This is a genomic window from Lachnoclostridium sp. An181 (genome assembly GCF_002160325.1).
Lineage (GTDB): Bacteria > Bacillota > Clostridia > Lachnospirales > Lachnospiraceae > An181.
Genome location: NZ_NFKJ01000006.1, coordinates 20058 through 41024, shown reverse-complemented (window position 1 = coordinate 41024; position 20967 = coordinate 20058). Strand labels below are relative to the sequence as shown.

20 protein-coding genes are annotated in these 20967 nt (G+C 43.4%); 15 read left to right on the top strand and 5 right to left on the bottom strand.

Annotation, left to right across the window (positions count from 1 at the left end; all coding sequences use genetic code 11):
* Window positions 1-9: 9 nt before the first annotated feature.
* From B5F18_RS05600 to B5F18_RS05570, 7 genes are all read left to right on the top strand, one after another.
* Window positions 10-693 (top strand): amino acid ABC transporter ATP-binding protein, encoded by a 684-nt coding sequence (locus B5F18_RS05600; protein ID WP_087156690.1) that lies wholly within the window; start codon window positions 10-12, stop codon window positions 691-693.
* Window positions 694-890: 197 nt separating this feature from the next.
* Window positions 891-2300, top strand: a complete 1410-nt coding sequence (gene purF / locus B5F18_RS05595; RefSeq protein WP_087156689.1) for an amidophosphoribosyltransferase — start codon at window positions 891-893, stop codon at window positions 2298-2300.
* A 19-nt stretch (window positions 2301-2319) separates the two neighbouring features.
* Window positions 2320-3750 carry an adenylosuccinate lyase gene (gene purB / locus B5F18_RS05590; RefSeq protein ID WP_330394114.1) on the top strand — a complete coding sequence of 477 codons (1431 nt, stop codon included), beginning with the start codon at window positions 2320-2322 and terminating at the stop codon, window positions 3748-3750.
* A 179-nt stretch (window positions 3751-3929) separates the two neighbouring features.
* Entirely contained in the window at window positions 3930-4694 is a 765-nt protein-coding gene (locus tag B5F18_RS05585; protein ID WP_087156688.1) for a threonine/serine exporter family protein, read from the top strand.
* 16 nt (window positions 4695-4710) lie between these two features.
* Window positions 4711-5163 carry a threonine/serine exporter family protein gene (locus B5F18_RS05580; protein ID WP_242955811.1) on the top strand — a complete coding sequence of 151 codons (453 nt, stop codon included), beginning with the start codon at window positions 4711-4713 and terminating at the stop codon, window positions 5161-5163.
* 58 nt (window positions 5164-5221) lie between these two features.
* Window positions 5222-6064, top strand: coding sequence for a threonine/serine exporter family protein (locus B5F18_RS05575; protein ID WP_087156687.1), 843 nt, complete (start codon window positions 5222-5224; stop codon window positions 6062-6064).
* Window positions 6061-6510, top strand: a complete 450-nt coding sequence (locus B5F18_RS05570; RefSeq protein WP_087156686.1) for a threonine/serine exporter family protein — start codon at window positions 6061-6063, stop codon at window positions 6508-6510. The genes B5F18_RS05575 and B5F18_RS05570 overlap by 4 nt, the downstream gene beginning before the upstream one ends.
* A gap of 43 nt (window positions 6511-6553) precedes the next feature.
* Here the strand turns inward: B5F18_RS05570 and B5F18_RS05565 are convergent, their stop codons facing one another.
* On the bottom strand, window positions 6554-7906 hold the full coding sequence (locus B5F18_RS05565) for an MATE family efflux transporter (RefSeq protein ID WP_087156685.1): 1353 nt from the start codon (window positions 7904-7906) through the stop codon (window positions 6554-6556).
* A 184-nt stretch (window positions 7907-8090) separates the two neighbouring features.
* Here B5F18_RS05565 and B5F18_RS05560 point away from each other — a divergent pair, with 184 nt between their 5' ends.
* From B5F18_RS05560 to B5F18_RS05550, 3 genes are all read left to right on the top strand, one after another.
* Window positions 8091-8858 (top strand): SIR2 family NAD-dependent protein deacylase, encoded by a 768-nt coding sequence (locus B5F18_RS05560; protein ID WP_087156684.1) that lies wholly within the window; start codon window positions 8091-8093, stop codon window positions 8856-8858.
* 162 nt (window positions 8859-9020) lie between these two features.
* Window positions 9021-10472, top strand: coding sequence for a glutamate--tRNA ligase (gene gltX, locus B5F18_RS05555; RefSeq protein ID WP_087156775.1), 1452 nt, complete (start codon window positions 9021-9023; stop codon window positions 10470-10472).
* Between the two features lie 74 nt (window positions 10473-10546).
* Window positions 10547-12373: an ATP-dependent helicase gene (locus B5F18_RS05550; protein ID WP_087156683.1), complete on the top strand. Its 1827-nt coding sequence runs from the start codon at window positions 10547-10549 to the stop codon at window positions 12371-12373.
* On the opposite strand, the gene B5F18_RS05545 is transcribed toward B5F18_RS05550, so the two are convergent.
* Window positions 12359-12688 (bottom strand): DUF1292 domain-containing protein, encoded by a 330-nt coding sequence (locus B5F18_RS05545; RefSeq protein ID WP_087156682.1) that lies wholly within the window; start codon window positions 12686-12688, stop codon window positions 12359-12361. The two genes, B5F18_RS05550 and B5F18_RS05545, sit on opposite strands and share 15 nt — an antisense overlap.
* A 161-nt stretch (window positions 12689-12849) precedes the next feature.
* On the opposite strand from B5F18_RS05545, the gene B5F18_RS05540 reads away from it, so the two are divergent.
* From B5F18_RS05540 to B5F18_RS05525, 4 genes are all read left to right on the top strand, one after another.
* Entirely contained in the window at window positions 12850-13842 is a 993-nt protein-coding gene (locus B5F18_RS05540; protein ID WP_087156681.1) for a sugar ABC transporter substrate-binding protein, read from the top strand.
* Window positions 13843-13943: 101 nt separating this feature from the next.
* Complete coding sequence (locus tag B5F18_RS05535; RefSeq protein ID WP_087156680.1) at window positions 13944-15635, top strand: alpha-amylase family glycosyl hydrolase; 1692 nt, start codon at window positions 13944-13946, stop codon at window positions 15633-15635.
* The gene (locus B5F18_RS05530; RefSeq protein WP_087156679.1) at window positions 15632-16276 is read left to right on the top strand and encodes a TraX family protein; all 645 of its coding nucleotides are present in this window, start codon (window positions 15632-15634) and stop codon (window positions 16274-16276) included. The genes B5F18_RS05535 and B5F18_RS05530 overlap by 4 nt, the downstream gene beginning before the upstream one ends.
* Before the next feature lie 30 nt (window positions 16277-16306).
* Entirely contained in the window at window positions 16307-16864 is a 558-nt protein-coding gene (locus B5F18_RS05525; RefSeq protein WP_087156678.1) for a DUF5662 family protein, read from the top strand.
* A 41-nt stretch (window positions 16865-16905) separates the two neighbouring features.
* Here the strand turns inward: B5F18_RS05525 and B5F18_RS05520 are convergent, their stop codons facing one another.
* On the bottom strand, window positions 16906-17388 hold the full coding sequence (locus B5F18_RS05520) for an S-ribosylhomocysteine lyase (RefSeq protein ID WP_087156677.1): 483 nt from the start codon (window positions 17386-17388) through the stop codon (window positions 16906-16908).
* A gap of 23 nt (window positions 17389-17411) precedes the next feature.
* Complete coding sequence (locus B5F18_RS05515) at window positions 17412-19043, bottom strand: ABC-F family ATP-binding cassette domain-containing protein (RefSeq protein WP_087156676.1); 1632 nt, start codon at window positions 19041-19043, stop codon at window positions 17412-17414.
* Between the two features lie 201 nt (window positions 19044-19244).
* On the opposite strand from B5F18_RS05515, the gene B5F18_RS05510 reads away from it, so the two are divergent.
* Complete coding sequence (locus B5F18_RS05510) at window positions 19245-20102, top strand: patatin-like phospholipase family protein (RefSeq protein WP_087156675.1); 858 nt, start codon at window positions 19245-19247, stop codon at window positions 20100-20102.
* Here the strand turns inward: B5F18_RS05510 and B5F18_RS05505 are convergent.
* Entirely contained in the window at window positions 20099-20851 is a 753-nt protein-coding gene (locus B5F18_RS05505) for a tRNA pseudouridine synthase A (RefSeq protein WP_087156674.1), read from the bottom strand. The genes B5F18_RS05510 and B5F18_RS05505 overlap by 4 nt on opposite strands.
* Between the last annotated feature and the right edge of the window lie 116 nt (window positions 20852-20967).

Genomic DNA, 20967 nt, shown 5'->3' with positions numbered 1-20967 from the left:
AGAGTAGCTATGAGTCTGTTGAAAATAAGCCATCTCAGAAAACAATTTGATGATTTGGAAGTGTTGAAGGATATTTCACTGGAAGTGGAGAAGGGCGAAGTGCTCTCTATCATCGGCCCTTCCGGTTCTGGAAAATCAACTCTTTTGCGCTGTGCAACCGGACTTGAGAAACCGGACGGCGGAGAGATCATATATCAAGGAACATTTGGCCTTGTGTTCCAGAATTTTAATTTGTTTCCGCATTATTCTGTTTTGAAGAATATTACGGATGCGCCTTTGAAAGTACAAAAGAGAAAAAAGGATGAAGTTTTGAAAGAAGCAAGGGAACTTCTAAAGAAGATGGGCTTGGCGGACAAGGAGAAGGCCTATCCGTTTCAGCTTTCAGGAGGACAGCAGCAGAGAGTCTCTATTGCAAGAGCCCTTGCCATGAATCCGGATATTTTGTTTTTTGATGAACCTACTTCGGCCTTGGACCCGGAGCTTACAGGTGAAATCTTGAAGGTGATCAAAGATTTGGCAGCAGAACATATGACGATGGTGATCGTAACCCATGAGATGAATTTTGCAAAAAATGTTTCGGATAAAGTGATTTTTATGGATAAGGGCGTAATTGCCGAGGAGGGGACGCCGGAGGAGGTCTTTGGATCTGACAATGTGCGAATGAAAGAATTTCTCGGAAAATTTGCAGAATAAATTCATCCAAAAAATGTGTGTATTTAGAGCCATATCTAATAAATAATTCACATATATAAGTTGTACTAATAAAGTATCGCATTAATAAATAATGAGTGAACGCGCCGCAGGGCGGGTGGGAATATTGCTTTTCCACCCGCCTTGTACTATAATTTCACATAGAAGTGCTCAAATTTCATTCAATAAGGAGAAAGAAAATGCAGGAAAATCATCAGATGGAAAGCGGACTCCATGAGGAGTGCGGGGTATTTGGGGCGTATGAATTGACAGGTGAGGATGTCACATCCTCCATTTATTATGCATTGTTTGCACTGCAGCATCGCGGACAGCAGACATGCGGGATCGCTGTGACGGACACAACGGACGATGTGAAGATGAAAGTCATAAAGGATCAGGGGCTTGTCAATGAAGTGTTCAATGAAGAAATGCTGGACCAGTTGAAGGGGAACTTAGGAGTCGGTCATGTACAGTACTCGGCTGACAAAGGAGCCGGTGTGAGTGCACAGCCGCTTGTGATCAATTACATAAAAGGCACGCTTGCGATTTCTTACAATGGCAGCCTTGTGAATGCAGAAGAGTTGAGAGATGAATTGACAAAGACAGGAGCGATCTTCCAGTCAAGGAATGACTCAGAGGTCATTGCTTACCATGTAGCAAGAGAGCGTATTCATTCCCACACAGTGGAAAATGCCGTCAAGAGCGCCATGGGCAAAATGAAAGGGGCCTATGCTCTGGTGATCGCAAGCCCGAGAAAGCTGATCGGAGCACGCGACCCATACGGACTGAAACCTCTATGTATCGGGAAGACGGAACACGGATATTATCTGGCATCGGAAAGCTGCGCGCTTTCCGCAATCGGCGCTGAATTTGTGCGTGATGTGGAGCCGGGAGAAGTTGTAACGATTACAAAGGATGGCCTGTTGTCAGACAAAACTATGGCTATTCCAAAAGAAAAACAGGCAAGATGTATTTTTGAGTATATCTACTTTGCGCGTCCGGACAGCACGATTGATGGGATGAATGTATATCATTCCAGAATTCTGGCCGGAAAAGCGCTTGCAAAATCTTATCCTGTGGAAGCAGATTTGGTTGTGGGGGTTCCGGATTCCGGAATTGCAGCAGCAAAAGGATATGCAGAAGGGTCAGGGATTCCTTATGGAATCGCATTCCACAAAAACAGCTATGTGGGAAGGACATTCATCAAGCCAAAGCAGAGCCAGAGAGAGTCCAGTGTAAAGATTAAACTCAATGTTCTCTCCGAGGTGGTAAAAGGCAAGAGGATTGTCATGGTAGATGACTCCATTGTGCGCGGGACGACTTGCGCGAACATCATTAAGATGTTAAAATCAGCAGGAGCAACAGAAGTGCACGTAAGAATCAGTTCCCCTCCGTTTTTGTATCCTTGCTATTTTGGGACAGATGTGCCGTCCAATGATGTCCTGATTGCACACACGCACACACAGGAGGAGATCCAGAAGATGATTGGAGCGGACTCCTTAGGGTACATGGAGTTGGACAAATTGCAGGAGACAGTCGGGGATATCTGTTACTGCGATGCATGTTTTACAGGAAACTATCCGATGGAGATTCCTGGAAGAGAAGAATAAAAGAACCGGAGGAATGAATGTGAATAACAAATATAAAAGTCCATTATCGGAGAGATACGCAAGCAAGGAGATGCAGTATATTTTTTCACCGGATATGAAATTCCGCACATGGAGAAAACTTTGGATCGCGCTTGCCCAGACAGAAAAAGAATTAGGATTGAATATCACAGACGAGCAGATTGAAGAGCTGAAAGCACATGCGGACGACATCAATTATGAAGTTGCAAAAGAGAGAGAAAAAGTTGTCCGTCACGATGTGATGGCGCATGTGTATGCATATGGGCAGCAATGTCCGAAAGCCAAGGGAATCATCCACCTGGGAGCAACTTCCTGCTATGTGGGAGACAACACGGATATGATCCTCATGCGCGAGGCACTGAAACTGGTGAAAAAGAAACTTGTCAATGTGCTCGCAGAGCTTGCGGATTTTGCAGATAAATACAAAGATCTTCCAACACTGGCGTTCACACATTTCCAGCCTGCACAGCCGACAACTGTTGGAAAAAGAGCAACGCTTTGGATGCAGGAATTTTTGATGGATCTGGAAGATCTGGATTATGTACTGGGCAGCCTGAAACTTTTGGGTTCAAAAGGGACAACAGGTACACAGGCAAGTTTCCAGGAGCTGTTTGACGGAGATCAGAAAAAAATAGAAAAGATTGAGCCTATGATCGCAGAGAAAATGGGATTTAAAGAGTGTTATCCTGTCTCTGGTCAGACTTACTCCAGAAAGGTAGATTCAAGAGTAGTCAACATTCTTGCTGGGATCGCTGCAAGTGCCCACAAATTCTCCAACGATATCCGTCTTTTACAGCATTTAAAAGAAGTGGAGGAACCGTTCGAGAAATCTCAGATCGGCTCTTCTGCCATGGCTTATAAGAGAAATCCAATGAGAAGTGAGAGAATTGCATCCCTTTCCCGATATGTGATGGTGGATGCCCTGAATCCGGCAATCACATCCGCGACACAGTGGTTTGAGAGAACACTTGACGATTCTGCAAATAAAAGGCTGAGTGTTCCGGAAGGATTTTTGGCAGTGGACGGAATTCTGGATTTGTGTTTGAACGTGGTGGACGGCCTTGTCGTATATCCAAAGGTGATTGAAAAGCATCTGATGGCGGAGCTGCCGTTTATGGCTACAGAAAATATCATGATGGATGCCGTGAAAGCAGGCGGAGACCGTCAGGAGCTGCACGAAAAGATCAGGGAGCTTTCCATGGAAGCCGGCAAAAACGTCAAAGTGAATGGAAAAGAAAACAATCTTTTGGAGCTGATCGCAGCGGAGCCGGCATTCAATCTTACTCTGGAAGATTTAAAGAAAACAATGGAGCCTTCCAGGTATACAGGACGTGCAAAAGAGCAGGTGGATGCATTTTTGGATCATGTGATAAGACCTGTGTTGGAAAAGAATAAAGAGATGCTTGGAATGAAAGCAGAAATCAACGTATAGATGAGAGCGGGAAGAGCACGGTGAGAACTGACCCCCATAAATCAGATTTTATGTCCGATTTATGGGGGCGCTGTTTTCTCCAGTAAAAAGAATTCCTTCTTTGTCAGAAAGAAGTGGCAATTACAGGAAGGAATGTGTATAATATCTCCGGTAGAATATTCATTTGAAAGGATAAAGATATGAAGAAGGATTATAAACTTCTGATGGAGACAGCTATGCTGGCCGGCGAACTTATGCTCAAAAGCGGAGCGGAAACCTACCGGACAGAGGACACAATGAAGAGAATTTTAGAGACATCAGGACTTCAGAAAGTTGAGGCGTATGTCACAGTGACAGGAATGATGGCGACCATGAATGACGAGAGGCTTACACAGCCTATGACAGCCATCTACCGGGTCAGTGAAAGAGGCACCTGCCTGTATCGAGTGATGAGAGTGAATGCTATTTCGAGAGAGTATTGTTCCGGGAAACTGAGCCTGGAAGACGCCTATGCCAAATTATCGAATATGCCAAAAAAACAATATTCCATATTACAGTACAACCTTGCGATCATCTGTATCGCCTTTGGATTTGCGATGTTCTCAAAAGGGACATTGACAGATGTGCTGGCAGCTGCAGTGGCTGGGGCAGTGCTTTCAGCCATGATCACAGTGTGTAAGCGGCTGAAAATGAATGCGGTCATCTATGATATCATTACATCTATGAGTATTTCGGCATCTGTCTGCCTTTTGATGGAATACGTATGGCCTTCGATAAATATGGATATTGTCATCATCAGTGCCATGATGCCCCTGGTGCCGGGGGTGGCGATCACCAACGCCATCAGAGACACACTCCAGGGCGACTATGTGTCAGGAGGAGCAAGGATGCTGGAGGCATTTTTGAAAGCTGCAGCCATCGCACTGGGCGTGGGAGTCGGACTGGCTGTGATGGGAAACTTGTGATAAGGAGGGAGAAAACATGCTGGTAGAGGGAATGATCGGAGCCTTGATCTCTGCAATCGGATTTGCCATGATGCTGGATACGCCAAAAAAATATCTTCCGCATGTAGGACTTGTGGGAATTATCGGCGGTGCCATTTATCTTTTGAGTGTGCAGATGTCACTTGGGAATGTGGCGGCATCTTTTTTGTCTGCATTTTCCGTTTCACTGGTATCCCAGATTCTGGCAAGGGTTGTGAAGACTCCTGTGACTATATTCTTGATCGCTGGAATCTTTCCAACAGTTCCTGGGGCAGGTATGTACCGGATTGTCCACTATGTGATTGCAGGAGATAACAGTATGGCCAGTTATTATTTCTTTGAGACACTGAAGGTAGCTGGAGTCATAGCGCTTGGAATCTTTTTTGCAGACGCTATTTTTAGAATTTTTACAAAAAAGAAGAGCATTTTTCAAAGAAGAGAGTTGACATAGACATTTGAATAGAATAGATTAAAGTTATAACGTAGAAAAGTGATAAAGCTGGTGTGAGATGAAAGAAAAAAAGATGTTAAAGGAAAAGGAAAGAACAGAAATCCATGTACAGGATACATCAGATAAGATGAGCAAAGTACTGGAATTTGCTATGGAGGCCAGCAGGGTTCTGCTGTGCAACGGAGCAGAGATTTTCCGTGTCGAGGAGACTGTGGAGCATATCTGCAGGAGGTTTGATATCAAAGGGGTGGATACATTTGTCCTGAGCAATGGAATTTTTATTACAGCGCACGATGGAACAAAAGAGGTATTTGCCCGTGTCAAGCATGTTCCGATGAGAGGAATCAATCTTGGCATTGTGACAGAAGTCAACAACCTTTCAAGGGAGATTTCGAGTGGGAAGGTTGATTTGGATGAAGCGTGGATGATCTTGAAGAAAATTGAAAAGATGCCTCCGAATAACAATTGGTTTCGTATTATAGCGTCAGGTGTGGGCAGTGCAACCTTTGCATACCTTTTGGGAGCTAATTTCTGGGAATGCATGCTGACCGTGCTAAGCGGTATGCTCTTGTTTGCAGGCGTGATCTTTGCAGAAAAGCACAATATTTCAAAAATTCTTGTCAATTTGCTTGGAGGAGCGTTTATCACCATTTTAGCTCTTATCTACTGTAATATAGGATTACCGTTCGTTTTAAGACAGGATAAGCTGCTTGTGGGTTCCATTCTGCCCCTGGTGCCGGGAGTGGCATTCACCAACTCTATAAGGGATATCGCTCGGAGCGACTTTTTGTCAGGAACCGTTAAAATGATCGATGCACTGCTTGTGTTTGTGTATATCGCAATCGGAGTGGGAACAGTGTTAGCCGGATTTGACGGTTTGAGGGGAGGGATGCTGCAGTGATAGCGAGTATTTTGTGTTCCTTTGTCGGGACGATCGCATTTTCTGTACTGTTTAATGTGCAGAAAAAATATTATCTGGGATGCGGCCTTGCAGGAATGCTCGGATGGCTTGTGTATTGCCTGATGATCCAATGGATGACGCCGTCTATGTCCTCGTTTTTCGGGACAGTTGCTGTAGTTTTGTGTTCCAGGATACTGGCAGTGTATATGAAGTGTCCGATCACGGTTTTTTTGGTATCAGGAATCTTCCCACTTGTTCCGGGAGCTGGAGTGTACTATACAGCGTATTATATTGTGGAAAACAATATGGTGCTGGCAGCGGAAAAAGGGCTTTCGTCTTTGAAGATCGCATTTGCGATCGTGCTTGGGATTACTTTTGTAGTATCTATCCCTAAAAGATATTTTCAGATGGATTACTGGAAAAACAGGGGTAAATTGAAAAGCTGACAGCAGGAATGGATAAAAAAAAGGATGCGTAAAGCATCCTTTTTTAACGGTTTGGCAACTTTCTCCAGACTGTGAAATACATGGTGAAAAAGCTGGCACTTCCGCCGATAAAGTTGGAAATTGGCTCTGCAAGGAAGACGCCGTCTGTTCCAAGATTGAAAAGTGACGGAAGAAAAAGCGTGAGTGGTATGACAATAATGACTTTGCGAAACAGGGAGAAGAAAACCGCCTGTTTTGATTTACCAAGAGCAACAAAGGTGGATTGGCCGGAAAACTGCAGTGACATCATAAAGATGCCGAAAAAGTAAAGTTTCATTGCAGGCACGCCTTCTTTTAAAAGAGCAGGGTCACTGTTGAATAGATGGATGAATCCCTGCGGGAAAAAGAAAAGGAAAGCCCACATCAGAGTTGTAAAGACAATACAGAATACAGACATAAAACGGATGGCTGATTTCACTCTTTTGTATTCCCCGGCTCCGTAGTTGAATCCAATCACCGGCTGGGCAGCATTGGTAAGGCCGGTGACAGGCATGGTGATCAGTTCCCTCACAGAGTTTAATACGGTCATGATTCCAACATACAAATCCCCTCCAAAACGGGAGAGTACTGCATTGCACACAATTTGTACAGAGCCATTGGTGACTGACATTACAAACCCGGAAAGTCCCAACCCGGAAATTTCTTTTAACAAAGAAATTTCAATTTTGACAGAAGACTTTGTAAGCTGAAACAGAGTTTTTTTCCCGCGCAGAAAAGAGAAAACAAAGACAGAAGAAACTCCCTGGGAAATCACGGTCGCAATGGCTGCTCCTTCTACACCCATATGGAAAACAAAGATAAAGACCGGGTCCAAAATAATATTCATAACAGCACCAATAAGGACTGTACACATACCAGTACGGCCGAACCCCTGGGCATTGATAAAGCTGTTCATCCCCAGGCTTACCATGACAAACAAAGTTCCGAAAAGATAAATATTCAGATAACTGTCCGCATAAGGTAAAGTGGAGCTGCTGGCTCCGAAAAGAATGAGAAGAGGTCGTTTCCAGATAAAGAACACTGCCATGAGAACAAAGGAAGTGAGCACCAGCATGGAGAAGGAGGTGCCCATGATTTTTTTTGCCCGTTCGTCTTCACCAGCGCCCCTGGCGATGGAAAAGAGAGGAGCCCCACCCATTCCGAAAAGATTTGCAAACGCAGTGATAATGGTGATGATCGGCAAGGTCAGACCAATGCCTGTCAGAGCCTGTGTGGAGGCATCTGGGATATGTCCGATATAGATGCGGTCCACAACACTGTACAGTACATTGATAAGCTGGGCAATGGTCATGGGAATGGCAAGGGACATGATGTTTTTCCAGATACTTCCTGTGCCGAAATTATGTTCTGAGTTCATATGATGCAACCTCTTTTCCTGATAAAATCTACCCTATTATTATAATACAAATAAAAAACTTGTAAAGTTTTCCAATGATACTGTGAAAAATACATAAAAAATCAAATGCTTTAGATCAAATATTGAACATAATTACTATATGTGGTAAAATGGAAATAATTTAAAACAGGAAGGTGGGAACTGTATGGCATTGGAAAAAAAGGTATTGGAGAAATTGGCAGAAATACTCGAGAACAGTAAGTATACAGTTGTCCTGAGCGGCTATGGTATGATTATCGAGAGCGGGTATCCAGCCTTAAGAGATGGAGATATCTCTTATGATATTGAGCAAAAGTATGGATATTCCCTTGAAGAGTTGCTCCACAGTTCTTTCTATTCTACGAGAAAAGAACTATTCTTTGATTTTTATCGGAATGAGATTCTGAAACCTTTGGATATTCCGCCTGGAAAAGGATTTCAGATCTTAAAAGAGATGGAGGATGAAGGACTGGTTGGACAGATTATCACGAGAAGGATTTTTGGACTTCCGCAGAGGGCAGGGTGTAAAAATGTCATTAATTTGCATGGAAGTGTATACAACAACCATTGTCCTCATTGTGGCAAAGCATATCCAATGGAATATATTCGTGATTCAACAAAAGTTCCGTTGTGTGAAGTGTGCAATACTCCGATCAAGCCGGATATTGTATTGTTTGGAGAACAGGTGGATAACAGCGTGATCACCAGAGCTGCGGAGGAAGTATCCAAGGCGGATGTACTGCTCGTACTGGGAACAAAATTGTCTTCTGCACTTTGCAGGCAGCTGACCGGCTACTATGAGGGCTCGAAACTGATCCTGATCACTCTGTATCCGCATTACTCGGACAAGTTGGCGGATATGGTCATAAATCAGCGAGTGGATGACACTCTTGAGGAGCTTATAACCTATATGAAAAAGAAAAGAAACGATTAGAGAAGAATAAGCATGTGATGGCACTGTGCGATCCTGTCAGGGATTTTGTACAGTGCCATTTTTGATATACAAGAAATTCTTACTGGAAAAGAGAGGAGGAATATTATATAATGATAAGCAATGAGGCTCTTTGGCCTTAATACTGAATTAGGAGTGGAGAAAATGAGTAAAGTAAGAACAAGATTTGCCCCAAGCCCTACCGGAAGGATGCATGTAGGAAATCTGAGAACAGCGCTCTATGCATATTTGATCGCAAAGCATGAAGATGGAGATTTTGTGCTCCGCATTGAGGATACGGACCAGGAGCGTTATGTAGAGGGCGCTCTTGATATTATATATCGAACACTGGAAAAAACAGGACTGAAACATGATGAGGGCCCGGATATGGAAGGGGAATACGGACCATATGTTCAGAGCGAGAGAAACGCACAGGGATTGTATTTGAAATACGCAAAACAGTTGATCGAGCAGGGAGATGCCTACTACTGTTTTTGTGACAAAGAAAGGCTGGATTCCTTAAAAAGGACAGTCAACGGTGAAGAGATCGTTGCCTATGACAAGCACTGCCTGCATCTTAGCAAAGAGGAGATTGAGGCAAATCTTGCAGCTGGCAAACCGTATGTCATCCGTATCAATATGCCGACAGAGGGAACGACAACGTTCCACGATGAGATTTACGGAGATATCACAGTGGATAACAGCGAGCTGGATGACATGATCCTTATAAAGTCTGACGGATATCCAACATATAATTTTGCAAACGTAGTGGATGATCATCTTCAGAAAATTACGCATGTTGTGAGAGGAAATGAATACCTCTCCTCAGCTCCGAAATACAATCGTCTGTATGAGGCTTTTGGATGGGAAGTACCTGTCTATGTCCATTGCCCGTTGATCACAAACGAAGAGCACAAAAAACTGAGCAAACGAAGCGGGCATTCCTCCTATGAGGATTTGATCGAACAGGGATTTGTCTCAGAGGCAGTTGTCAATTATGTGGCTTTGCTTGGATGGAGCCCTTCTGACAATACAGAGATTTTTTCTCTGGAAGAGCTGGTAAAAGCTTTTGATTATCATCATATCAGCAAATCTCCGGCTGTCTTTGATATTGTAAAACTGAAATGGATGAATAGCGAATATTTAAAGGCCATGGATTTTGACAGATTTTACGAGATGGCAAAACCGTATCTTGAGGAGTGTATCACAAAAGATTATGATCTCAAGAAGATAGCAGCCCTTGTGAAGACAAGAATTGAAGTATTCCCTGACATCAAAGAGCTGGTGGATTTCTTTGAAGAGCTGCCAGAGTATGATACGGCAATGTATGCGCATAAGAAGATGAAGACAACAGAGGAGTCGTCTCTGGAAGTGCTAAAAGAACTTCTCCCGATCTTTGAAGAGCAGGAAGATTACAGCAATGATGCTTTGTTTGAGCGATTGAAACAGTATGTGGCGGAAAAAGGATGCAAAAACGGATACGTGATGTGGCCGATCCGGACAGCGGTGTCCGGAAAGCAGAATACACCGGGAGGTGCCACAGAGATTATGGAGATTATCGGAAAAGAGGAATCCCTTGCCCGTATCCGCAAAGGAATTGAACTGTTAAGCAAATAAAAAAAGAGACGAAAAGAAGAGGGTGCTGCCAGTTTGGTGCAGCGCCCCTTCTGATTCATGGAAAGGTGGAAGATTTGGAGTTAAGCGACATTCAAAAGAAAGCAGTCACACACAAAGACGGGGCATGCCTTGTATTGGCAGGACCAGGATCCGGGAAAACACTTACCATTGTAAAGAGGATTGAATATCTGATAAAACAATACAAAGTCCCGCCAGAGGACATTCTTGTTGTGACGTTTACAAAGGCAGCGGCAAGGGAGATGAAGGAAAGATTCCTTTCCCTCAAAAATGGAAAAAAGGGGGTTACTTTTGGCACCTTTCACGGGGTATATTACGGAATACTAAAATGGGCGTACCGGATGGATGCGGGTAACATTCTTTCCGAGGAAGAAAAAAGAGCTATGATCTGTGAAACACTGGCCCAGGAGAAGATAGAGGCTGAAGAAGAAAAGGAATTTGTGGAGGGCATTGTCAATGAGATCAGTCTGATAAAAAACAACAGACTAAATCCAAAAGAGTATGAATGCCATACGTGCGGAAAAGAAAATTTTCTGAAAGTGTATACCTCTTATGAGAGAAAGAGAAAACAGAAGAGAAAGCTGGATTTTGACGATATTTTAACTACTTGCTATGAATTGTTCCGCACAAGGGAGGATGTGTTGAATCTTTGGAGGAAAAAATTCCGATATATCCTGGTGGATGAATTTCAGGATATCAATCAGATACAGTACGATACGATCCGTCTTTTGGCTGCACCTTTTAATAATCTTTTTGTGGTCGGAGATGATGATCAGTCTATCTACGGATTCCGCGGGGCAAGGCCGGAGATTATCCTGAATTTTGAGAAAGATTATCCGGGGGCGAAAAAGTGGATTCTGGACCAGAATTTCCGTTCTACAAAATCGATAGCGAGCGCTGCAGCGCGGGTCATAGAGAACAATGAGAACAGATATCAAAAGAAGATCGCTGCGCCCGGAGAAAGAGGGGATACCGTGCATATTCAGGAAGTGAGGGATGCGTCCGAGGAGGCAACCTTTGTTGCCAACAGAATAGAGAAGGCCTATGAGTCAGGAACCCCTTACAGAGAAATGGCAGCACTGTTCCGGACGAATAAAGATGCAGGGGTACTCACAGAAGTCTTGATGGAGCGAGGAATTCCGTTTTGGATGAAGGAGTTCATTCCGAATATGTACGAACATTTTACGGCAAAAGATATACAAAGCTATCTTCGCATGGCCATAGGAGGCAGAGAGAGGAAAGATTTATTTTCTGTGATGAATAAGCCTTTACGTTATCTGGAGCGTGGCTGTGTCGACGGAAGTATTTTTTCCTTTGAAGAAATCCGCAGATTTTACTGCGATAAGGACTGGATGCAAAAAAGGATCGATCAGCTGGAGTGGGATTTAAAGCTGCTGCAGAAGATGACCCCATATGCGGCCATCCGTTATATCCGAAAAACAGTAGGCTATGATGAGTATTTGAGAGAGTACGCAAAGTCCAGGGGTATCAAAAAGGATGAACTGTACGAGAGGCTTGATGAGGTGCAGGAGCGTTCCAAGCAGTTTGGGACAATTGAAGAATGGTTTGTACATATTGAAAGGTATGGCCAGGAAATGAAAGAGTGGGCAAAACATTATCAGGAAAAAGAAGATGCCGTGAGAATCCTGACCATGCACGGGGCAAAAGGGCTGGAATTTGACAGAGTGTTTTTGATGCATGCCAATGAGGACATCATTCCTTACAAAAAAGCGGAAGTAAAAGCAGAGATTGAGGAGGAGAGAAGACTTTTCTATGTGGCGATGACAAGAGCAAAGCGAAATCTTGTCGTTAGTTATGTAAAAACAAAAAACGGAAAGGACCGATATCCTTCCCGTTTCGTAGAGGAATTACTCTTGTGTTGATTCTTCAAACTCCATCTCATCGAGCCACTGGTCAAACAAATCCGCGGCGATTTCGTATTCATCGTCTTCTTCAATGTTTTCAAGTTCAGGTTCACTGTCTGCATGCTCAATATAGCGGTAGAGGTAAACATCGTCTCCGGCCTGCTCTCCATTTTCATCAAGAGGAAGAAGAGCGATGTAGTCATTTCCGGTTTCCTCAGAAGAGAGGATGACGAGCACTGCGCATTCCACATCCTGTCCATTGTCCAGAGAGAGTGTTACGGTTACCTCGTCTTCGCAGCATCCGCAGCTGCAGTTTTCATCGTGTTTTTCCATTGAAATAATCTCCTTTTTGTACATTCGTATTATAAACCTACTCTATCAGACAAGAGGAAGAAATGCAAGTTAAAACTAAAACTATTGACTTTGTACCTAAAAAGGATAGAATATAATACTGAATACTTACAAGACAGTGATTATTATATGGGAGGATACCGATGAAAAGGAGATTATGGAAAGCATGTATTTTGATTTTTGCCTTTTCTTTTATGATGATGGGGTGTAAAAAGAATGTGGGAACCCCTGAGGATAATGCAATACCAAAAGAGAAAGAAGAAGAGCCTGTGGCACATATATATGGATTTTCTGCGATCACGATGGATAATCCGTTTTATAAAGCGCTGGAAGGAACAGTCCGCAACGAGGTGGAGATGCTTGGCAGCACACTGATCACGGAGGATCCAAAAGGGGATGCAAATACGCAGGCACAGCAGATTCAAAACATGATTGACAGAGGCGTGGAGGCGATTTTTTTAAGTCCGGTGGATTGGGAAAAAATTACTCCAAGCCTGAATTCTTTAAAAGAAGCAGATGTAAAAATCATCAATATTGATACACAGGTAAAAGAGATTGAGGCTGTGGATACATATATTGGTTCTGACAACCTCAAGGCAGGGGAACTGTGCGGAGAATATATGATCGAGGATTTCTCTGAGGGCGGAGCAATAGGAATCCTGGAGTGTCAGGCTGTCAATTCCATAAAAGAGCGAATCAAAAGCTTTGAGGAGACAATCGCAAAGGCTGACTGCGGATTTGAGATTGTTGGAAGGGCAGAGACAGATGGTGACAGAGAAAAGGCAAAGGAAGAGTGTCAGAAAATTTTACAGGCCCACCCAGAATTGAAAGCCTTGATGTGCGGCAATGACCAGATTGCTCTTGGAGCCGAACAGGCGGCAAAAGAAATTGGCAGAAATGACATACGTATCTACAGTGTGGACGCGTCTCCACAGCTGAAACAGGCAATGATGGAGGAAGGCAGTCTGATCGCGGGAACAGTGGCTCAGTCCCCGATTAGTATTGGGAAGAAGGCTGTTGAAATCGGGCAGGGTCTTCTGAACGGAGAGCGCCCTGAGGAGAAAGAGATTTTTGAGGATGTCAATTATATCAATGAAGAGAATATAAATCTGTTTGGAGAAGACGGATGGCAATAGAGAAAAAGCTGCAGAAGTTTCTGCGGCTTTTTCTATGAAAACAAAAGGATATCATGTATAATAGAATTATCAGATGATACGAGAGCAGAAAGGAAAAAGACATGAAGAGATTAAAAGGGAACCCATTGCCGATAGGAATTTTGATAAAAGAAGGGGGAGTCAATTTTTCCATTGTGGCAGAAAAGGGGAAAGAATGCAGTCTTCTTCTCTATAGAGTGGGCAGCACAAAACCTGCCTATACATTTGAAATGAAAGAAGAAGATGCAATTGGGAACGTCAGGTTTCTGGAAGTTCAGGGAATCGACATAAAAAAATATGAATACAATTATCTGATCGATGGAGAGATCGTGACAGATAACTGTGCGAAAGCGGTTGCAGGAAAAGAAATATGGGGGAAAGAGGCTGACAGAAGTGCACACGAAATCCGTGGCAGGTTTGTCTCATCCGATTATGACTGGGAAGATGACGAATGGTTGAAGATTCCATATGAGGATGTGGTTGCCTATGAACTCCATGTCAGAGGTTTTACAAGACACAGTTCATCAAAAGTCAAAAAGAAAGGGACATTTGCGGGGGTAATTGAGAAGATTCCATATTTAAAGGAATTGGGGATCAACCAAATTCACTGCATGCCGGTCTATGAGTTTGAGGAGTGCCTGGAGGACAAAGTGAACTACTGGGGGTATGGGCCTGCCTTTTATTTTGCGCCAAAAGCATCCTATTCATCATCAAAAGATCCGGTGAACGAATTGAAAGATATGGTGAAGGCATGCCATAAGGCCGGAATAGAGGTTATCCTTGAGATGGCATTTGAGTATGGATATTCTGTGCATATGATGAACGAATGTCTGAGATATTACATGTTGGAATACCATGTGGATGGTTTTATCGTCAATCCGGCTGTGCTCTCACCGGAGGACGTAAGAAAAGATGCACTTTTGAAGGATATCAAGATTATGAAATACCAGGATACCTTCCAGGCAGTCATGAGAAGATTTCTAAAAGGTGACGAGGGAATGGTTGGAGAAGTCATCGGACGGCTCAAACAAGTATCCTTTCAGGATGGGGTTTTTAATTATATGACAAGCCATAACGGTTTTACTCTCTGTGACCTGGTTTCCTATGACCGGAAACACAATGAAGAGAACGGAGAGAGAAACGAAGACGGGCCGGATTACAATTTTAGCTGGAACTGCGGAGTGGAGGGGCCAAGCAGGAAAAAATCAATTGTCCAGATGAGAGAAAAACAGATGAGAAATGCGTTTGTATTTCTTTTGCTGGCCCAAGGAACTCCTTGTATTCTTGCAGGAGATGAGTTTGGAAATTCCCAAAATGGAAATAATAATGCTTACTGCCAAGACAATGCGACAGGCTGGTTGGACTGGAGAAAGCTGGAAAAGGAACAAGAGTTGTTTTCTTTTGTCAAAAATCTGATCGCATTCCGCAAAAAATATAAAGTATTTCACCCATCAGATGAGTTCTTAGGGATTGACCGCACAAGCTGTGGCCTACCGGATGTATCCTATCACGGAGAGAGCGCCTGGCATGTGCCGGATGAGTATGTAAGCCGTCAGCTTGGAGTTTTCTATTGTAAGGAAGAAAAACTCTTTGTGGCTTACAATATGCACTGGGAGGAGCATACATTTGGCTTGCCAAGTCTTGCGAAAGAGGAGCACTGGCGCCAGCTTTTGAGTACCCAGGACGGAATGTTTGAAGAGACACCCCTGGAATCTGAGCGCGGTGTCAAAGTAGGAGCAAGAGCTGTAGCTGTCTTGCAGGCAGTCAAAGAATGAGTGCTTACCAATTGAAATGGGCAGCGGCAGCAGCCATGGTCGTGGATCATGTCGGTATTTTGTTCTTTCCCTCATGCGCCTGGTTTCGGATTATTGGAAGAATATCATTTCCGGTGTTTGCCTTTCTCATTGTGGAGGGAGTGTTGCATACAGGAGATATCCGCTGCTATGCAAAAAGACTTGGAATATTTGCTTTGTTCTCTGAAATCCCATATGATTTGGCGTTTTCAGGTACTGTATTGGAATGGAAAGATCAAAATGTGTTTTTTACGTTGCTCATTTGCGTTTGCCTGCTCTGGATGATAGAGTGGGAACAGAGTGGGGCAAATAAAGTGTTGTGGTGTGTGTTTGCATCGTGGCTGGCAGAATTTATCCGTGCAGACTATGGATTCAGAGGAGTTGTTCTTGTGCTGCTGTTTTATTGGTTTAGGGAGAGGAAGGCAGTAAAGACTGTGCTTTCCTGTGCATGGATGGTTGTGGCTGATGTCTGCCTTAGAAATGTATGGCAGAGATATGCAGTGATAGGAGTATTTCTCACATGGACTTACAATGGGAAAGAGGGCAGGAAAAGACAGAAACTTTTTTATTGTTTTTATCCCGTACATTTGCTGATTCTGTATATACTGCAAAAAATGATATAAGACGGATTTGAAGAAAGGAAGATACAGAGAATGAAAGCGTGGAAACATTTCCGCACGATCAATCATCACAAATGGCTGGTGATGAAAGGTTGTTTTAGAGTAGGACTTTACCGGCAGGGACTGATGCACGATTTATCGAAATATTCACCTACAGAATTTTTGGTGGGCTGTAAATATTATCAGGGAAACAGAAGTCCCAACAATGCAGAGAGAGAGACAAAGGGGTATTCTTCTGCGTGGCTTCACCATAAAGGAAGGAATAAGCACCATCTGGAGTATTGGCTGGATTATGGGATCGGAGAGGAAAAAGGCATTTCCGGAATGAAGATGCCGGTGCAGTATGTGGTGGAAATGTTTATGGACAGAATCGCTGCCTCGAAGACCTATATGAAGGAAAAATATACGGACTGCTCTCCACTGGAATATTATCAGAGGGGAGCTGCATACCATATCCTGCACAAGGAGACAAGAGCGCTGCTGGAAAAACTTCTCTTTATGCTGGCAAAAGAAGGGGAGGATAAGACATTTGCCTATATCAGAAAAAAAGTGTTGAAGAAAAAAAGAAGGAGGATATTCCCCAAGTTATAAAATGACTTGGGAACATCCTCCTTTTTAAAGTTAAATTTGTATCAGGAGTTTGGATAGATCAACCTGGAATCATCTATCTTTTCCAACACTTCTGTCAGGTATTTTCTGGAAATATATTTTGCCATTCGAAGGTTCATGTCCAGATAATTGCCGCAGTCTTTTGCAGATGCCCCAGGCACTTCACCTTCAAAGTCAGCCATAAAAGAAAATAATTCTTTTATCAAAGGGACAATGTCGCGGGATTCGTACTTTCCTGCGAGCAGAAGATAAAAACCAGTGCGGCATCCCATAGGTCCAAAATAGAGAGTCTTTGAACCGTATTCTTTGTGGTTCCGCAAAAACGTAGCGCCAAGGTGTTCCATTGTGTGGACTTCCGCAGTGTTGAGAACGGGTTCTTCATTTGGGTTGGTAATGCGGATGTCAAAGGTTGTGACCGGGAAACCGTTTACCAAGTCTATGCGCGAAACGTACAGACCAGGAACGAGTTTTAAATGGTCGATTGTAAAACTTGTGATTTTTTCCATCAGGATCCCTCCAAATTTTTTGATTAATTGTCTTCTTCTGTTACAGAATATATCTGGCGTTTTCTTGCCATTTCATCGCTCTCCAGATATTCGTCGTATGTTGTGACTTTGTCGATCATTTTTCCGCCAGGAAGAATTTCCATAATTCTGTTTGCGGTTGTCTGCACAACTTGATGGTCATGGGATGTAAAAAGGATAACACCAGGGAATTTTATCATACCGTTATTTAAGGCAGTGATGGATTCCATATCCAGATGGTTGGTCGGCTCATCCATAATGAGAATATTTGCACCGGAAATCATCATTTTGGAGAGCAGGCAGCGCACCTTTTCCCCTCCTGAGAGCACCTTTACCTTTTTGACACCGTCATCTCCGGAGAAAAGCATCCTTCCGAGGAAACCGCGCACATAAGTGGCATCCTTTTCTTCAGAATACTGGGTCAGCCAATCCACGATGGTGTACTCATTGTCAAATTCCTTTGTGCTGTCTTTTGGAAAATATGCCTGTGTGGTGGTAACACCCCATTTGTATGTCCCTTCGTCCGGCTCCATCTCTCCGGTCAAAATTTTAAAGAGTGTTGTCTTGGCAAGCTCATTCCCGCCTACAAACGCCACTTTATCCTCACGATTCAAGGTAAAGGAAACGTGGTCGAGCACAAGTTCTCCGTCAATAGTCTTTGTCAGATCTTCCACAAAAAGAACCTCGTTTCCGATTTCACGGTTTGGCTTAAAATCAATGTAAGGATATTTTCTGCTGGAAGGTCGGATCTCGTCCAACTGAATTTTTTCAAGCGCACGTTTTCTGGAAGTCGCCTGTTTGGACTTGGATGCATTGGCGCTGAAACGGGAGATAAAATCCTGCAGTTCTTTGATTTTTTCCTCTTTCTTTTTGTTCGCCTCTTTCATCTGGCGGATCAAAAGCTGGCTGGACTCATACCAGAAGTCGTAGTTTCCGGCGAAAAGCTGAATCTTTCCGTAGTCGATGTCTGCAATCTGGGTACAGACTTTATTGAGAAAATAGCGGTCGTGAGATACAACGATGACCGTGTTGTCAAAGTTGATCAAAAATTCTTCCAGCCATGCAATGGCATCCAGATCCAGGTGGTTGGTCGGCTCGTCCAAAAGAAGGATGTCCGGGTTTCCGAACAGGGCCTGGGCAAGAAGAACCTTTACCTTTTCCGGACCTGTAAGCTCTTTTAGATATTTGTAGTGAAGTTCAGTCTCGATACCAAGACCGTTGAGCAAAGTGGCAGCATCGGATTCAGCCTCCCAGCCGTTCATTGCCGCAAATTCACCTTCCAGTTCACTGGCTTTCATACCGTCCTCATCGGTGAAATCTTCCTTTGCATAGATGGCTTCTTTCTCTTTCATGATCTCATAAAGGCGTTTATTCCCCATGATGACAGTATCCAACACCGGAAATTCATCGTACTGAAAGTGGTCCTGCTGAAGGAAGGAAAGACGTTCCCCTGGAGTGATGCATACATCTCCGTTTGTCGGTTCCAGCTGGCCGGATAGAATCTTCAAAAATGTGGATTTTCCGGCTCCATTTGCACCGATAAGTCCATAGCAGTTTCCCTCTGTGAATTTAATATTGACATCTTCAAACAATGCTTTTTTTCCAACACGCAATGTAATGTTATTTGCACTAATCATGAAAAAATCTCCTTGATAATTATTGTTAAGCTTTCTTGTTCTTTACCAACGCTTATATTATCATAAGTAGAAAATGGTTGCAAGGACAGGGCGAGGATTCCCTTTGACTTAAGAAATTTTCTTTTGTTGCATCCTTCACAAAAAGGTATATAATTAGTAAATATGGAATGAGAAGAAGAATTCAGAAAGTAGGTATGATATATGATAAAAGCGACAATGGTTCTGGAAGGCGGAGCCAAGAGAGGAGTGTTTACTGCGGGGGCGTTGGATTTTCTGATGGACAATGACCTGTATGTTTCCCATGTTGTGGGTGTATCCGCAGGATCGTGCAATGCGATCGATTATGTCTCCAGACAGCCGGGGCGTTCCAAGGACTGTATGATTCAAAGAGAAAAAGAATACAGCTATATTGCAGATTTTCGCACGATCGTGAAGGAGAGGACTTTGATTGATATGGAAAAACTGTTTCACCGATTTCCGATGGAGGATTTTCCGTTTGATTTTGAGACATATTTTTCTTCTGATGCAGTCTGTGAATGTGTTGTGACAAACTGTATGACAGGAAAAGCGGAATATCTGACAGAAGATAAAGACAAGGAAAAACTGATGAAAATCTGCCGGGCATCCAGCAGCATGCCGCTAGTTTCTCCAATCGTAAAAATCGACGGAATCCCGTATCTGGACGGGGGATTGGCGGATTCCATTCCTGTTAAAAGAGCAGTTGAGATTGGAAATAAGAAGATCATTCTTATTTTGACAAGACAAAAAGGTTACAGGAAAAAACCGGTTTCAAAGGCAGAGGCAAATATTTACCGAAGAGCTTATCGTAGATATCCGGAATTGGTAAAGAGTATTCTGAGACGTCCGATCGTGTATAACCGGACAGCGCAGTGGATCGAAAAGCTGGAAGAGGAGGGGAAAATCTTTGTTCTCCGGCCAAGTATGCCAACCATTGGCCGGATGGAAAAAGACTATGAGAAACTGCTCACGTTCTATGAACACGGATATGACAGTATGAAAGAGCAGGCGGACAGACTGACGAAGTTTTTGGAAATTTAATCAGATGGCTGACGGTAGACAACTTCTTTCAGGTAAAGTGCATGGGCAGGGGCAAAAGGAATTTTATGTTTCTGCTGTTTTGCAAGGGCAAGTCGGATGTCTTCCAGAGTAAGCTCGTCTTTCGCATATGCAAGGATAGCGCCGGGAATGGCAAGTGCCATACCGGGAAGGAAGTCGTTGGCCTCAAAAGAAAGAGTGGCTCCGTGCGCATTCAGATGAATGTCACAGCGAAAAACGGTCTTCTCATTTCCCTTCTTTTTGCGGGATATAGAGAAGGCCGAAAAATCGTGCTTTCCAGCGAACAGCTGTGCGGCAGCACGAAGTTTCTCCAAAGGAAGAGGTTCATCAAAAAGGTACTGAAAGTCTTTTGCAAAAGGAAAGAAAGACTTGTCCGTACATATGCGGTATTCAAAACATTTTTTCGAGATGTAGAGATCCGCGCGGAAAGCAGGAGGAGCCTCCTTCGCAGAGAGTAATGTTATGTCAGCGGGCAGATAGGTATTGATATAGTCCGCAAGTTCTTTGGGGGAATGAGAGCCGGAAAAAGGAAAACTCACACATTGGGAAAGAGCGTGAACGCCTTTTTCTGTTTTTTGGGAGCAGTACAATGTGGCAGGGAAAACAGAGAGTTTTTCTATAATGTTGGCAAGCCGTACAGATATAAAACGAGGAGAGTCAGACTTTTTTCCATCTGACCAGCCAAGATATCTTGATCCATCGTACTGCAGATATAATTTTATATTTTTCATATGCGTCTCCTTTGTTCATGACGATTGAAAGTAAGCTAAGCCTGCTTTCAATTGTTTTGTAAAACTGGTTTTAGTATAGCAGAGGGTGTGGTACAATAAAAGTACTTTAGAAAAAG